Annotated in this window: 15 protein-coding genes; 4 read left to right on the forward strand and 11 right to left on the reverse strand. The window is 67.0% G+C overall.

Annotated features, from left to right (window positions below; translation table 11 throughout):
- Window positions 1-1,899 precede the first annotated feature (1,899 nt).
- The 4 genes from FXO23_RS40815 to FXO23_RS40830 form a co-directional block, all read right to left on the reverse strand.
- A complete protein-coding gene (locus FXO23_RS40815) occupies window positions 1,900-2,514 on the reverse strand; it encodes a hypothetical protein (protein WP_158892544.1) in 615 nt (204 codons plus the stop codon).
- Window positions 2,515-2,630: 116 nt separating this feature from the next.
- The gene (locus tag FXO23_RS40820; protein WP_158892546.1) at window positions 2,631-2,873 is read right to left on the reverse strand and encodes a hypothetical protein; all 243 of its coding nucleotides are present in this window, start codon (window positions 2,871-2,873) and stop codon (window positions 2,631-2,633) included.
- A gap of 43 nt (window positions 2,874-2,916) precedes the next feature.
- On the reverse strand, window positions 2,917-4,047 hold the full coding sequence (locus FXO23_RS40825; protein ID WP_218952303.1) for a 3-oxoacyl-[acyl-carrier-protein] synthase III C-terminal domain-containing protein: 1,131 nt from the start codon (window positions 4,045-4,047) through the stop codon (window positions 2,917-2,919).
- Window positions 4,048-4,087: 40 nt separating this feature from the next.
- A complete protein-coding gene (locus FXO23_RS40830) occupies window positions 4,088-4,330 on the reverse strand; it encodes a hypothetical protein (protein WP_158892549.1) in 243 nt (80 codons plus the stop codon).
- A 357-nt stretch (window positions 4,331-4,687) separates the two neighbouring features.
- On the opposite strand from FXO23_RS40830, the gene FXO23_RS40835 reads away from it, so the two are divergent.
- From FXO23_RS40835 to FXO23_RS40845, 3 genes are all read left to right on the forward strand, one after another.
- Window positions 4,688-5,101 (forward strand): hypothetical protein, encoded by a 414-nt coding sequence (locus tag FXO23_RS40835; protein WP_158892551.1) that lies wholly within the window; start codon window positions 4,688-4,690, stop codon window positions 5,099-5,101.
- A 251-nt stretch (window positions 5,102-5,352) separates the two neighbouring features.
- Window positions 5,353-5,517, forward strand: a complete 165-nt coding sequence (locus FXO23_RS40840) for a hypothetical protein (protein WP_158892553.1) — start codon at window positions 5,353-5,355, stop codon at window positions 5,515-5,517.
- Window positions 5,518-5,737: 220 nt separating this feature from the next.
- Window positions 5,738-5,974 (forward strand): hypothetical protein, encoded by a 237-nt coding sequence (locus FXO23_RS40845; protein WP_158892555.1) that lies wholly within the window; start codon window positions 5,738-5,740, stop codon window positions 5,972-5,974.
- A gap of 630 nt (window positions 5,975-6,604) precedes the next feature.
- Here the strand turns inward: FXO23_RS40845 and FXO23_RS40850 are convergent.
- Complete coding sequence (locus tag FXO23_RS40850) at window positions 6,605-6,832, reverse strand: 3'-5' exonuclease family protein (protein ID WP_158892557.1); 228 nt, start codon at window positions 6,830-6,832, stop codon at window positions 6,605-6,607.
- A 93-nt stretch (window positions 6,833-6,925) separates the two neighbouring features.
- On the reverse strand, window positions 6,926-7,579 hold the full coding sequence (locus FXO23_RS40855; RefSeq protein ID WP_158892559.1) for a histidine phosphatase family protein: 654 nt from the start codon (window positions 7,577-7,579) through the stop codon (window positions 6,926-6,928).
- A gap of 411 nt (window positions 7,580-7,990) precedes the next feature.
- Between FXO23_RS40855 and FXO23_RS40860 the strand changes: the two genes are divergently transcribed.
- Window positions 7,991-9,130, forward strand: a complete 1,140-nt coding sequence (locus tag FXO23_RS40860; protein WP_158892561.1) for a hypothetical protein — start codon at window positions 7,991-7,993, stop codon at window positions 9,128-9,130.
- Window positions 9,131-9,169: 39 nt separating this feature from the next.
- On the opposite strand, the gene FXO23_RS40865 is transcribed toward FXO23_RS40860, so the two are convergent.
- The 5 genes from FXO23_RS40865 to FXO23_RS40885 form a co-directional block, all read right to left on the reverse strand.
- Complete coding sequence (locus FXO23_RS40865) at window positions 9,170-10,213, reverse strand: SAM-dependent methyltransferase (RefSeq protein ID WP_158892563.1); 1,044 nt, start codon at window positions 10,211-10,213, stop codon at window positions 9,170-9,172.
- Between the two features lie 321 nt (window positions 10,214-10,534).
- Complete coding sequence (locus FXO23_RS40870; RefSeq protein ID WP_158892565.1) at window positions 10,535-11,068, reverse strand: Rv0361 family membrane protein; 534 nt, start codon at window positions 11,066-11,068, stop codon at window positions 10,535-10,537.
- A gap of 162 nt (window positions 11,069-11,230) precedes the next feature.
- Window positions 11,231-11,719, reverse strand: coding sequence for a cupin domain-containing protein (locus FXO23_RS40875; RefSeq protein ID WP_158892567.1), 489 nt, complete (start codon window positions 11,717-11,719; stop codon window positions 11,231-11,233).
- Between the two features lie 83 nt (window positions 11,720-11,802).
- Window positions 11,803-12,918, reverse strand: coding sequence for a hypothetical protein (locus FXO23_RS40880; protein ID WP_158892568.1), 1,116 nt, complete (start codon window positions 12,916-12,918; stop codon window positions 11,803-11,805).
- Window positions 12,919-13,381: 463 nt separating this feature from the next.
- Complete coding sequence (locus FXO23_RS40885) at window positions 13,382-14,107, reverse strand: hypothetical protein (RefSeq protein ID WP_158892570.1); 726 nt, start codon at window positions 14,105-14,107, stop codon at window positions 13,382-13,384.
- Window positions 14,108-14,120: the final 13 nt, after the last annotated feature.

The following is a 14,120-nucleotide window of genomic DNA, read 5'->3' on the forward strand; positions in this document are numbered from 1 at the left end:
AATCTCGCGGCATCGTCGGGGTGGAACGTGTTGTCGAGAACCGGCGATGGCAGGCCCAGGCGGTGGGGAGCGGTGAGCAGCCTCGAGGTTGTTCGGACGGTGATGGACACGCCGTGGCGGACCGCAGCCTCTGTCGTCATGCGCCGGAATTGCTTTGTCAGCACGGGCGGGATGGCGGCGATGAGATGCCGATGGCCGGTCCTGCCTGATGCCCGCAACAGTCGTGGAAGGCCATACCCGTCGCACCAAGCGAGGAGGGAGTCACTGGCGGCGCGGCCGGCCTCAGGTTCGATCCTGGGAGGGAGATCGATGTCCACTCCGGAAACGCCGACGGTGAGTGTGCCCGCGACCGTGGTGGCGTCAGGCCAGTCGGCCATCGCTCGTTGTACGTCGGACAGCGTGCTGGCCGTGCCCACCGGTGAGTTGTCGGCCGCAATGAGGACGAATGGCCGGCGGAACAAGACGGAGTCCAACTCGGTGTGAAGCGCACAGGCGGCGGGTTGGCCACGAGGGGCGGCGTGTGTTGCCGCTTCATCAGAGCGTGCGCTACCCTGAGAACAGCTTGTCACAGCGTTTCCCAATGTTTCGCAGCGTTTCGGGACGCCCGGATGTGAGCTTCGGCCAGCGCGGTGGAACGGCAGTCGGCGATCTTGGCAGAGACTCGCTGACAGTTGAGTGTGCAAGGCCCGCGCCCGCGATGGCGCGGGCCTTGTTACCGCGTACCGGGAATCCCTATGCGGATTATGGAGAATGGTTAGGTCACAGACTCTCCTTTGGGGACGGTCGACACGGGGCTGTGCCGTCGGACGTGGGCTGAATCTGGTGGGGCCGCGGTGGCGTTACGACTCGGCACCTCACAGGGAAGCGCAAAATGGTGTGCTGCAGATGTCCGCGGCTTCGGGGCGTCGGGTAAGTCAGATACGCACGGATGTGCGGGCTGTTCAGCTCCTGTTGGCCAGAATGTCGTGGCGCTGCGCTCTCCGAAATGATCGCAGGATTGCGAATTTCGGTGACAGGCGGTGCGGGCTGAGGCCTTCGTGCGGTCGGCGGTGCCGCCCACGCTGACGGGGCGGGGCCTGCTGGACGAACTCGCGGGCCGCCCTAGCGACGTTACGATCGGCCCGTGGCTCGCCGACGTGGCAAAGTCGCACAAATCTAGCGAGCCAGGCCTTCCTCCGTGATTCACCACGGGGAATGCGGTGTTGTGCGCGTCCTCGGCGCCGAGGCGGGCAGCAGTCACCTGCGCGCGTGTGACTGGTGGCCGAGCGGCGGTTGGCCGCGTGTCGGGCCTGACGGCGTCGCACGAAGGTTTCAGATGCCTTGGCTGGAGCTATGGCCAGGATGAGCCCTAGGGTGATTGCGGCCGCGAACACCACAGGCAGGATCAGTCTGGTGGGATGTTGCATGGCGTGTCCTTGAATGCCTAGTTGGGGTGCTGGTCGGCAGAGATCCGTTGGTAAGGGCCGGGCGGGTCATGGGAATCCGTTGCCACCACCGGGGTTTCGTCGGTGGGATGTGGAATGGTTCGTTGCGGTCGCATCGCTGGAGGACGACGGTCGTGCCCGGCGTGGTGGGAGTTACCCAGGGTTCCTCGGTCGGCAGTATTGGACGATATGGCAGGCCCGGCTCGGACGCGCCATCGCCGCGGGCACGGGGACGTGAGTACTTTGATAGATCCCGGAGTATCACCATGCGTGACTGTTCCTTGGTGAGCTCGTGATGCGAGCGTGGCGGGGGATCCGTGAAGTCGGCACGAGCGAGGTATGGCCCATGGGGGCGAGGCGAGTTTGGGGTTTCCAGCTGGGAGGGGTATCTTGGACAGCGATGCCGCCGGTCTGCGGACACGGTTGGAAGTGAGCCCGGATGCGCCCGCGTTGTCGTGGGACTCCGGGTTTCGCGTTATCTGAGGCCATCTTGTGCCCCGGTGACCTCGATGTAGTGCGATGCGGACAGTGTCGCCCACGGAGCGGCCTCCTGGTGGTATCGGGCGGAGAACCACGCGCCCACCACGAAGTCGGGTATCCACAGCAGTGGGTCGGTTTGTTTGCGGGCGTGGTTCACGCGTAGATCCGCGGTGATGTGGCGGGAGCGGCGCAACCTGTCTCGGACGCGCCGGTCGTGTTTGTCGGAGCCGGCGCGGGATTCGATGACGACGTTGCTGACCTGCTCGACGTATTGGAGCCGGGGCAACATCTGGGTAAGCAGGTGTGCGCGGGCGCGCTCCTGATGCTGGTCGGTGGTGGCCTCGGTGAGTATGACGGCACCGTCGAGGGCAAGGTTGGCGACGGCTTCGGCGATCTGACATCGGCGTTCCGGGGTTTCGTCGTAGTGGTGCAGGAAGGTACGTCCGGGCAGGCGAAGCTCGTGTAGTGCGCTGACGATTCGCGCGTGTTCGCTGGTGGAGGTCAGGACGGCGGCGAGACCGTAGACCCTGAATCCGGCGGACAGTCGTACCGCGGACTCGTCGATATGCGCGGCGAGGACAGCGAGTCCGTCGCTGGGCTGTACCGGCACGTTCGGTGATTTGGCCCGCTGCGGGTGTCTCTCGGAGGCTTCGGCGTGATCGGGGTGCTGAGACCGGGTAGCGCAGGTCGGTTGTTGCGCCGGGCCCGCGCCACCCGGTTGTTGGATCACGAAATCCGGGTCCCATCTGGCGTAATGCCCAGTTCCCGGTTGTCCGGAGCGATGCCCAGTTCCCGGTTCGCGGGCGTGACGTCCAGCTCGCGGTTCGCGGGAACGGAGTGGATCCGGGTGCCGTCAGGCTGAGCTGCCGCGAGCGCGGTGGCGCCGGTGGCCAGCGTTCCGCCGATGGCGAGCGCGCCGAATGTCAGGAGCGCGACGGCCGCTTTGGCCCGGAATGCGGTATGTCTCATTGGTGTTCCTCCCCGAAACATCGTGTGGTCGTTGGTTTGGGTGTCAATGGCTTCGCTGCGGTGGTGCGGGCTGAGCGATCACCTCCTGCGTCTGGCGGGATGTATTGGCTTGTCCCCGATTCGGGTGCCCGGCGTCCTGGTCGTCGCTGGTACGCCAGGGCCACCGCAGCGGTGGCGCGTGGGCGTGCATTTCGGCGGGCACGTGGGAGATCCGCAATAGGGCGCAGCTCCATGTCATGCCGACGCCGATCCCGACGAGAAGCACCAGGTCGCCGGGCTGTACCGCGCGCCGGGCGAGGAGATGGACCAGCCCGATCAGTTGGTCGTTGGGGCCGATGTGTCCCCATTGGTCGCCGGCGAACTGCAGTGTCCGTTCTGGCGTCAGGCCGAGGGGTGTGAGGCATTGCCCGGCGAGCAGGGCGTGGCCGTAGTGGGGGAGGAGTACCCAGGTGAGATCGGCGAGGCCGACTCCGGTCTCTTGTAGAACATGGTCGACGACGCGCGTCACGCCCACGGTGTTGCGCGTGATCACGGACTGCGCGTCGTGGGCGTGGAGGTATTCGGTCATCCGGGCGCCGACGTCTTCGGTGCCGACCTCGATGCTGCCGGGCGGAATCATGCGCGCGTGGCCGCGGTGCAGGCCCTCGAGGGTGGGGTCCTTCCACGAGCTGACGGCCAGTAGCTGCGCGAGCCCGGGCCGGCGGCCGATGATGGCGGCGGATCCGCCGTCGCCGTAGGCGATTCCGGCTTGCGTGCTGAGGTGGTCGAAGGCCGGGGCGCCGAAGACCTCGCCCCCGGTGAGCAGGACGCTGTCGAGATCGGGGCTCCCGCTGAGCAGCCGGGCGGTGACGTCGAGGCCACCGATGATCGAGTTGGACATCCCGTTGAGTTCGGTGGTGATACCGGAGTCGGGAGGAAGCCCGAGGGCGCGATGCACGTACGAGGCGCGCGACCAGAAGTCTATTCCGCGGCTGCCGCGCCAGATCGCGGCGTGCAAATGGAATCGCGGATTGGGCAGGGTGTTCTGTCCGGTCATCGCGCTCGTGACGAGCGCCTGGCGGGCGGCGTCGATCGCGAGCTGCGGGCCGGACGCTCCTGCGGCGATTGAGATCGATCGCTGACCGGTCGCCGGATCGAGCTTCGTTCCCTCGGGGTCGAGTTCGGTGACGGGCACCAGCTTCCCCAGCGCCGCCCCGGCGCCGAGCAGGTGGATATCAGAACACCGCATTGGTCTGCCTTCTCAGTCCATTTCCGGGGTTGGACGGGGGTGCTGACCGGTGGCGGGCGTCGAGCTCTCGCCGGATCTCGTCGGTGGTCTCGAAGTAGGTGAGGAGGTGTTCGGTCTTGATGCCGACGGTTGCGGCGATCTCGTCGAGTGTGACCGTTCCGGCGTCGCTACCGTGGCGCTGCTTATCTCGGAACAGATCGTCCGCAATGGACAGGATGCTGTTCAGCATGAAGCAGGTGCCTTTCTATCCGCGAGTCCGACGGTTCGGGAGGCGGCGCCCTCCCCAGCAACCGCCCCCCGAACGTCGGCGACCCGTCGCGCGTGGTGGGCCGCCTGGGAAGTCCAGCGCACCCGCATCCCGGAGCGGGTCACGCTCGTTGACTCCCTAGGGGATAGGATTGCCGTCAGGCTCGATCTTGTCAACAGTCGTGAGTAAATTGGGGGGAGTGGGTGTGTTTGTGCTGAAGTTCGGTGGGCACTCAGGGATGTCGCCGGTGGCGAAGCCGTTCTGGTCGGAGACGGTGATCAGGGCGCGCTCCTGTCCGACCGGCGTGGATGGGGCGGGCAACCACGCACTCGGGTGCGGGTGGCCGCCGAGGATCGTGATGCAGGGAACCGGGTGATGCTGGTGCCCGGGGGCGACGCGGATTGGGACTGCGTGTTCGTGCCGGGGAAGGTGCTGGTCTGCGGTGAGGTGAAGGCGGCCGTGCAGACCGTGGACGACTCCTCGTGCCCGGCGCCGGGAATGCCGCTGCGGTTCCTCACCGCGGTTCGTCCCGGAGACGCCGACGCGGGGGATGAACAGGTTGCCATCGCCGCCTACCGAGCCGAGAGCGGCCGAGGCGAGGGGACGGTCGTGGTCGGACTGGACTACGCGCCCGGTGTCTGGGAGGAAGATGGACAGATCGTTCAGCTGCGTCGACGGGTGTGCTGTCGCTGGCGCAATTCCAGTCGGCGATCCGGGAGATGCCCGATGATCTGCCCTTGCGACTGCGACTGATCACCGCCATTCGGCCCGGCGAGGACGGTGGGCAACAGATCGCGCGGACGGGATCATCAGTTTCGGCGGGCCCGAGCACGAGGCAGCGATCGTGTAGCTGATGCAACGGGAAATGCCGCCGCACCAGTATAACGAGACGATGGAAATGCTGTCCCGTGGAGAGGCTACGATCGGCCGCTCTGGTCGCAGTTCCTGGTCATCCGCGAAATGTCGGCCAGTATGGGAGAGTCAGCTCTATGTGGGAGTTACGGATGTTCGCAACGTTTCTTGCGGCGTTTTTCGTCGTCTCGGCTCTGATCACCGGACCGTTGATTTCGTGGCAGTGGGCCGCGTGGATAGGTGGGATCGGCGGCCCGGTGGTCGGCCTGCTGTTCGGCGCCGTCTGGTACCGGCGGTGGCTGGGATTCCACGATTGACCGCGGCTCGGGCTGCTGAACCGGGCGGGCGTGATGCTGAAGGAAAGCCTGTGGCCTGATCGCTGCTTCTGATCGGAGCCCCTGGCCTGCGCTGGGGATGCGATGCCGGATGTGCACGGCGCGATCATGGCCGCTGTGCGGGCCGAACGCACCAGTGATTCTATCGTGCGTCCGGCCGGAACGGCATGCCAGCCACATTCCCAGGGGACAGGAGGAGGCGATGACGGAGTTCGATTACGTATGGCTGGTGCTCGCGATCGTTGGCGTGGCGGTCGTCAACGCAGTCCTGGTCCAGCTGATGCTGTGGTGGGCTACGCGGGAGGATCGAGAGCAAGCAGCGTTTTCCGCGCAACTGGAAGTGAAGCTCGCGGCATCACGAGAACGCATCGAGGCAAGCGAATTATCTATTCAGCGGGATCAGTGGCCTCCTCCAATGGACCATGATCCCTACCTGTAAGTAACCACCTGTCTTCGCCGATCAAGACCCGTCACCATGGGGCAGCGGTCCCGGGCCGCACCCGGCCGACGAACTGGCCATCATCGCCGGCGGCCTGGACCCCGATAGCGTCCGCAGAGTCCTGGACCGGATGGTCGCCGCAGGACTCGCCGCACCGCCCGACTCGCCCGGCCGACACGGCTGATCGTCGGTCATCTCCGCGACCACCGAGGGAAGGCGATGCTGTAGCGCCCAGCAACAGCGCACTCGGTCAGCGGGAAGCCACGCCACCTCCTCCCTCAGGCGTTCCACCTGCGGTAACCCAGTTGAAGATCAACTTGTTGCTGATTCTTCGCCAGTACCGGCCCCCATGGTGGCTTGCCAACGGGCGGCCGGCGATCCATAGAGCTTTGGCCATCCCGGGCCGGTTGCGGATCCGGTGCGCGGCGGAGAAGACAGCCTTGGTGGTGGTGTGGCGCGGGCCGAAAGGGTAGTCGGTGCCGCTGGTCTGGCATTGGCGGATGAGCTGGTGCCGGTCGTCGTCTCCCCAGCTGGCCCAGGGCCGCGACTCGGCCTGGTGCTCGAGCGCCGGGGCGCGGCACGCGGCGGTGAAGGTGGTGCCGGTGTCGACCTCTTTGTGGGTCAGGCCGGTCAGCTCGCGGCAGAACGGGCTGATGGTGCTGCGCTGGGGCCGACCAGGAGTCGATGGTGGCCGACCCAGCGGGCGGCAGCGAGGTCGACGATGGTCAAACCGATTTCGATGATCTCGCTGACCTGGCCGGGCGGAAGGTCCCCGTCCCAGCAGGTCGTTTCCACATCGACGACGTTGAGGACGCTGTCTGCAGTATCTATCCGGAAGACGTTCGTGACCGGAAACACCGGGCCTGCGAATTCCCGTGTGCAGCCAGGGAATCCCGGTTGTGGGGTGGGTACACACCACAACCGGGCATCCACGCACGCGCCCCCGCGGGCTCACTGGAGGTGGCGGGTGTCGTTGTGGGTCGTCAGGTGCCACATCCAGCGAGGTTCGGTGCCGTCGCGGGAGGGTTCGAGTGGCTGGAGGGTCCATCGGGTGATGGCGCCTTCGGTGGTGTCGAACCCGGCGGTGACCCGCATCGACACGGGCAGGTCGAGGAAGAAGTGCGCGGACGTGGTGATGGTCTCGCCGTGTCCGACGACGAGGATGCGTTGGCCGCGGTGTTCGCTCACGAGGGTGCACAATGCCGCTTTGGTCCGCGCGGCGTAGGCGGTCCACGGCTCGGCGCCGGCCGCGATGGGTCGGTACAGGCCTTCGTCGGCCGTGGCGGTCACGGTGGCCATGACGTCGCGCCATAACTTGCCGTCCGCCTCGCCGTAGTCGGGTTCCCTGAGGTCCGGTACCACTTGGACCGGGATGTTCAGGCGTTTGGCCACGATTGCCGCGGCTTCGCGGGCGCGGCGCAGGGGTGTGGTGCACAGCACGGCGAACTTCCGTTCGGCGTGTTCGCGGGCCAGGCGGTCGCCGACCAAATCGGCTTGGCGGCGGCCGACCGCGGTGAGGCCGGTGCAGCCGCGCCGACCGCCGACGATGCCCTGGACCGTGCAGTGCGCTTGGCCATGGCGGATGAGCGTCAGTTCGGTTGTCATGCGTGAGCCCTCCCGCGCAACACGAGCGGGGAACCTCAGCGCGTCATGTTCGTGGTGGTGTGCCCCAGGCCGTGTTGCGGCTCGTGAACGTCCGCGGGCCCCCATGACCCGCGCGTCTACGGCAGAACCGGCCGTCCGGCCACCTCACGGACTGGCCTCGGCGACAGTAAGTCACCATATGTTGGCGCTTGTCGTCGGAGTGTAACGACGGTGGTGTGGTGATGTCCAGACCGGACCAGCAACCGGTGAGACATCTCGGGACGAACAGCCCTGTGGGGTTGCGTTTTCCTCTACCCTTGATCGTATGGGGCGGAGGATTCGAGCGTGTTCGGCCGGGGTGGGGAAGTCGAGGGCAGCGGGGACGCGACGAGATAGACGGCTGAGATTCGGAGGCCTGAATTCGGGGCGCCGATGACAAAGGAGAAGCCGCATCCGCTGCGTCACTGCGGAAAGTGGATCGTGACGACCGCCCGGATGGAGTTGTACTCGGTCGGGAACCAGCCGCACTACGGAACGTCCCCGCGGTCGAGGTCGGCGACGGGGCTGGACGATGTCGCCCGGCATCGGCTGCGGCAGGTCATGCGGGACGCGGTCGAGCGAGGGGTGGACGTCGAACATGATGTGACGGAACGGGGCGGGGAATGGACCCTGCGGGCCGTACCGGTTCTCGCCCCGGCGACCGGGCGAGTCGTCGCCGCGAAAGGCTGTTACGTCCCCCGGCGCCACAAGCGGCAATTCCCCGCCGAGCCACGCATCGGTGCCTGGGAATGGCGCGTCACACCTCCGGGGATCGACCACACGAACCGCCTCTACTGCTCCGATGAGTGGTTCCGCATCGCCGGATATCGCGTGCCTCCGTCCAAGGACGCCCGATACCCGGCCGGCTGCTGGTGGGACGGCCCCGCATTCGTGGACGACCTCGTCGAAGAGGAATCACGGCCCGCGCAGCGGGAGCTGTTCAACGTGTTTCTGTCGGAGAGCACGGACAAGCTGCATTTCAGCGGATACCAGGCAAAGCACCCGGCGACCGGTGAGATCCTGAACCTGCGGACCGCGGGCCGGTCGGATGTCACCGACTGCCGCCCGGTGCGATGGTTCCGCGGAATCACCACCCGGGCGCGCTGGCCAGTGCGCGACCAGGTGATCGAGGAAGACCCCTTCATCAGCATGGCGTTCGCCATTTCGCGCGACCCGCTGATCTTGATCAATCCCACGCTCGAGTACATCGTGACCGCGAACGAGAAATTCGGCAGGTTGGACTTGGAGCTGCCGGATCACCGGCATCTGCGCAAGATGGTCGACCCCTGGGACTTCCCGAAACTGAAGGCGTTGCTGGACGACGCGATCGAGGAACCCAACGTCGAGAAGGGACCCTTGGAGGTGGCGTTCGCGACCACGTCGGGCGGGTGGCGCCGTCTCGCGGTGACGGTCGCGGGGGAGCGTCCTCGAGGTGAGCAGCAGCCGGGAGACAAGCAGCAACTGGCGTTGTGCCGGATCGCCGACGCCAACGATCCGGCGTGGCCCGGCCGGCCGAACTGGGCCGCGACCTGACCAGCGCGGCCGCAGGGGTTCAAGGGTCGGTGTGAAGTTTCAGGAGCGGGCGTTGGGGCCAGGCTCGGGTTTGACCGCGGCACCGCCATACATGATGTGCCGCGCCGGATCCCGCGTGTCTGGCACATAGCCTGGTTCGCCCGGTCGCCAGTCCTGCAGCCGCACGAGTCCGGGCGGGACCAGCGGCCACGTTCCGAAGAATCTCCGGACCTGGGGTTCGACGCGCAGCGTGAAGTTCTCGGCGATGTACTCCTCGTAGGCCAGTTTCAGTTCGTAGAACGGTGCCCGCATGTCATCGGGCAGGTTATCGCCGGTGCCGTGGCTCAGCGCGAACACCGATCCGGGAGCCAGCGGCGCGGTGTATTGCTCGACCAGCTCGTAGCAACCGTCTTCGGGATGGATGTACTGCAGCAGCGAGATCATGAGCAGCAGCACCGGCTGGGAAAAGTCGAGCAGCCGCGTGGTGACGGGATCGGTCAGAACGGAATCCGGCTGCCGCATGTCGGCATGCACGACCGCCACGTCAAGACCTGGGTGTCGATTGTGGCCTTCGAGGTGGTCGCGCCAGCGATCGACAACGATCCGCTCGTAGTCGACGTAGACCACTGCCGCCCGCTCGCCCTCGGACAGGGCCTCGCCGACGATCTCGTGGACATTGCCGTATGCCGGAAGCCCGCAGCCGATGTCGAGGACCTGCCGGATCCCCTGGGATGCGAAGTACCGCACGACTCGGCCGAGGTAATCTCGGTTGTAGCGCGTGACGCGATCGGCGATGTTGACCTCGCCGTCGTGGGTTGTGAAGGGAAGGAAGGGGCGCCGAAGTTCCCTCGCGGCCCGGTCATCCCGGTCGGTCAGTGCCGTATTGCCCAGCATCGTGTAGTACGCGCCGGCTGCGGTGCCCACCGACGTGGTGTTCCGCGGACCGTACCGAGCGACGCGTGCAGGATCGACCGCCAACGATTCATCCCCCTCCTCAGCCGAGGTGCGCAACAAGAAGCACACCAGGTCAGCCGCCCTCCCCAGGCCGGTGCCTTGACGATCTTCACTGAGGAGTAGGTCTGGCGGCAACTCGGAATCGGTCACAGGGCGAAAATGGCCGAACACGCTAACGGATCGTTACTTCCAACCGGCGATCTGCTCACAGAGTGCAGTGACCTTCCAGGCGTGGTCTCTGGCACCCACAGAAGGTAGGGGCAGGGCGCACCCGCTCTGCGCCGACGACAACAGCCACCCGTGACCCGACCTAGATGCATAACGATATATACAACGCGGCATGTAGTGGCCTAGACAACTGGGACGCCGATTCCACGCGAGGCACGTCGTCAACCACCACGCCCACGACGACAAGGGCGCACTGGTTGTGGTCCAGCAGGTGCCTGCGCAGCCCATCGAGTGGGGTGAGGGTCATCCGTATCGCGACCAGAAATAGAGCGAGCACCATGCGCCGTCCCGGTTAGCCAGCGCGAAGGTGACGTCGGTCTCACCGAGGCCGATCGTGGAGACCGCGTGCACGGTATAGGTCGCGCTGCTGTCGCTGATCCGCGGTGGTTCCTTGATCGTAAAGGTGCCGGGCGCGGCTTTGGCTGCGGCGTTGTATCCGTCGCGCTGCCGCGCGGTCGGCTGCTGGCAGGTGTGCTGGGCCAGCGGCGCTGCGGAGTTGGTGTTGAGCGCGGCCACCGTGTCACGGGCAACGGCGTAGGGATCGGTGGCGGGCGGGTTGTCGTCGCTGGTGAGCAGCAGCACGAGGATGATCGCTCCGACGAGAACCGCGATGAGTGCGAGGATGAGGCAGAGGAGCAGGCTGGCGCGGGGGCGAGATGTCGAAGGAACCGGGGCAGCGGTATCGGCGGCGTCTTTCGGCGCTGGAGTCGGTGTGGCGTCGCGGTCGCCGGGCGATGCGGGCTGGTGCGGCTGGGGGTCGTTGTCCGGATACCTCATTGACCTTCCCTTCGGGTATACGTCGAAGCGCCGCGGACGACGGATCGGAGCCGAGACGACCGGAACACGGCGGAGTGCATAGGTTTTCTCCTGATTTCTGAACTGCGGGGGCGCACGGCGCTGCGAGTACTGGATGGCAGGCGCGGGCGCTGTCGAGCCGGGTCACCACGGTGCTCGGCCGGTGGCGCGGGCGTTGCCCAGGTGATCGGCGTGCTCGGCACGCAGCGGCTCGACCCGAGACGCGGCAACAGGGTCGAGTTCGGGCATGAGTTCCACGTCCCCGCCGAAGTCGGGATTGGACTGGAACTCCACGGCGAGCACGGACGTGTTCATGCTGAGGTTGACCGCGGTGTGCGGCACCCCTGCCGGGACGTAGAGCATGGAGCCGGGACCGTGCGCGATCGGTTGCATGTCCTGGCCCCACAGGGTGGCGGCCCAGCCGTCGAGCACGTAGACGATCAGTTCGGTGGTGCGGTGGCGGTGGGCGTGGGCGACATGCCCGCCGGGCATGTGGATCCGGCCGGCCGAGACTGCCTCGACGGGGATGACGCCGCGGTGGATCACGGGGGTCAGATGCTGGCCTTGCGGACCCATCTGGGAGGCGGAGGCGCCGATGGCGATCCGGACGGGCCGGGAATGTGCAGTGTCCATTGTGGTCTCCTCGCAAGAAACGTTGCGGGCAGGGCGCGGGAATCGTGGTGTCGTCGCCAGAGGATGTGGGAGAGCGGGGGGCGTTACCGGGTCCGGTCCTCGTCGTAGTCCATGGCGGCCAGGGTGACGGCGAGGGCGGCGTTGTCGGTGGCTGCGGCGGGGGTTCGGTGGCTGAGTCCGCACGTTGCGGCGACCGCGTAAGCGGTCCGGTCGAGGGTGGCTTCGACGAGCCGGAGCGCGTGCCGGGACTGGTCGGGGTGGGCTTCGTCCACCACCCCGGCGATGACGTTGATGTCGCGGCGGAGGTGCCGCAAGGCCGCGTAGAAATGGGGCTCCTGGGAGGGAGGTGCGTGGCCGTGACTGATCGGAATGTGGACTGGCGGCATCGGGTAGCGCAGTTTCCTCAGCCGCGCGGACAACGCGTTGCACACGAGGACTGGTGCGACGAGATCCTGGGGCGTGAACAGCGGTGTGTGCGTTCGGGCCGGGTCGCCGTAGCGCAAATGTACGATCCAGCGCGTGTCCGCGGGCGCTTGGGAGATCATGCCCGCGAGCTGGTAAGCCAGTCCACGCGCGAGCGTTTCCCAGCGCTGGCGCGGTGCCTTTTCGAGCGTGGTGAGGGTCACCGGGCTCTCCAACTGGAGGACGACCTCGTCCCTCCACTGTCGGCTGATCTCGGTGATTTCGGCGCCGATGGCGTCCTGGAGGCGGGGCAGGCGGGGCAAGGCCGTTGCGGGATCGCCGTAGGTGGCTAACGCGAGATCGAGGGCGTTGGGAATCGAGACTTGCGCCGCGGGCAGGCGGAGGTCGTGAGTGTCGAGTTGGAGGCGTGCGTCCATCAGAGCGGCGACGTGGCTGGGGCGGCCAAGCGCGAGGTCGCCGGCAGTGAGCTGGTGTCTGGCCGCGATGCGATGGACCGGCAGGTCATGGTAGTCGGTGCTGTCACCGCGCTTGGCCAGTTCCCAGGCTGGGGTGGAGGCGAACCCGTTCAGGAAGTCGGTGATCGATCGGGGATCTGGATCGCAGGGCAGGGCGGTGAGGGCTGCGGGGTAGCTGTGATCGAGGATCCATTGCATGGTGCTGCGGTCGTTGGGGGTGAGCTGGGCGGGCAGGGAGCCGACGAAGTGCACGGCGCGGTGGACGTGGCGAGGCCGTTCGCGGCGGGACTGCGGGTGCGGTTCGGAATGGTTGACAGGCAAGAAACTCTCCCCTTGTTCATGGGACGTGTCCGGGTGCGGGGAGGAACACCACGGCCAGGAATGGTGGGTGTGTGACGGGTCAGGATGGGGACGTGTGTCTGCGCAGTTGCCGGTGCCTCGTCGAGGCTGCGGGTCCAGGCGTGGACCTGCTGGCGCAGGTAGAGGGCTGCGGAATCGCATCGTTCTTGCTGCCGAGTTCCAGCGCGGCGAACCTATCCTGGATGTACTGCGATCGGCAGAGGGATCTTTCCGAGGTGCCCTGTTGCTGTGCGGGGGCCGCGCCGGTCGCCCGCCCGGCGCCCTCGTGCACGAACCGTGCTGTGCTGGCGGTGGTGACCTTGCTGTGTCGGCTCACCTTCGTATTCCTTTCCTTGCTGGGTAAGGGTGCGGGCGCGTGGCCCGCCCTCGCTTGGTGACGAGGACGGGCCACGGTCTGGAGTGAGGCCAGTGCCGCCCGGCTCGGCTAGCCGGTCACCCGGAGTCGGCCGTCCTTGATGTCCGGTTTGGGTGCGGTCTTGTCGGCGGTGCCGTGGTGATGGTGATCGTGCGGATGGGTGGGCTTGCGGTGATCATCGGGTTTCGGGGCGGGGGTGCCTGGCTTGCCGGGCTTGCCCGGGGGTTGCGGGCCGGGCGGGTTCCCGGGCGCGGGTGGGGTTCCCGTGCCGCAGGTGACGGACGCGACGGTGATCGTGACGGTCTTGTTGGGGCCGTCCTTGCCGCCGCCGGCGGCGGTGACCGTGATGATCGCTCCCACCCCGGACGGGCCGCCGGACTTGCCGGGGCTGACTGTCAGGTTTCCCTTGCTCGTGTTGGGTGCGCTCACGGTGGTGGCCCCCTGGCTGCACTTGGCCGAGATCGGGCCGACGCTGGTGGCGCCGACCCGCACGCTGGTGACGGTGGCCTCGGCCAGGCCCGCGCCCGCGCGGACGGTGATGCCGGTGGCCACGATGGCGCCGCTGGTCGAGGTGACCGAGCCGGACGCGGTCTTGATCGCGCCTTCGCTGCTGACGGCGATGGTGTTGCGGACGCCGTCCCCGCTGATGGAGATGCCGTTGGCGGTGTTGTCCGGGCGGGCGGCGTGGGCGGGGGTTCCGGTGAGCGCGCCGGCGAGGAGGGCGCCCGCTCCGACGGCGGCCAGGACGGCGCGGGTGCGGACGACCGGGGTGACAGGAGTTGTGATGGTGTCCATGGGCTGGTTTTCC

Origin of the sequence: Amycolatopsis anabasis (genome assembly GCF_009765355.1) — a bacterium.
GTDB lineage: Bacteria > Actinomycetota > Actinomycetes > Mycobacteriales > Pseudonocardiaceae > Amycolatopsis > Amycolatopsis anabasis.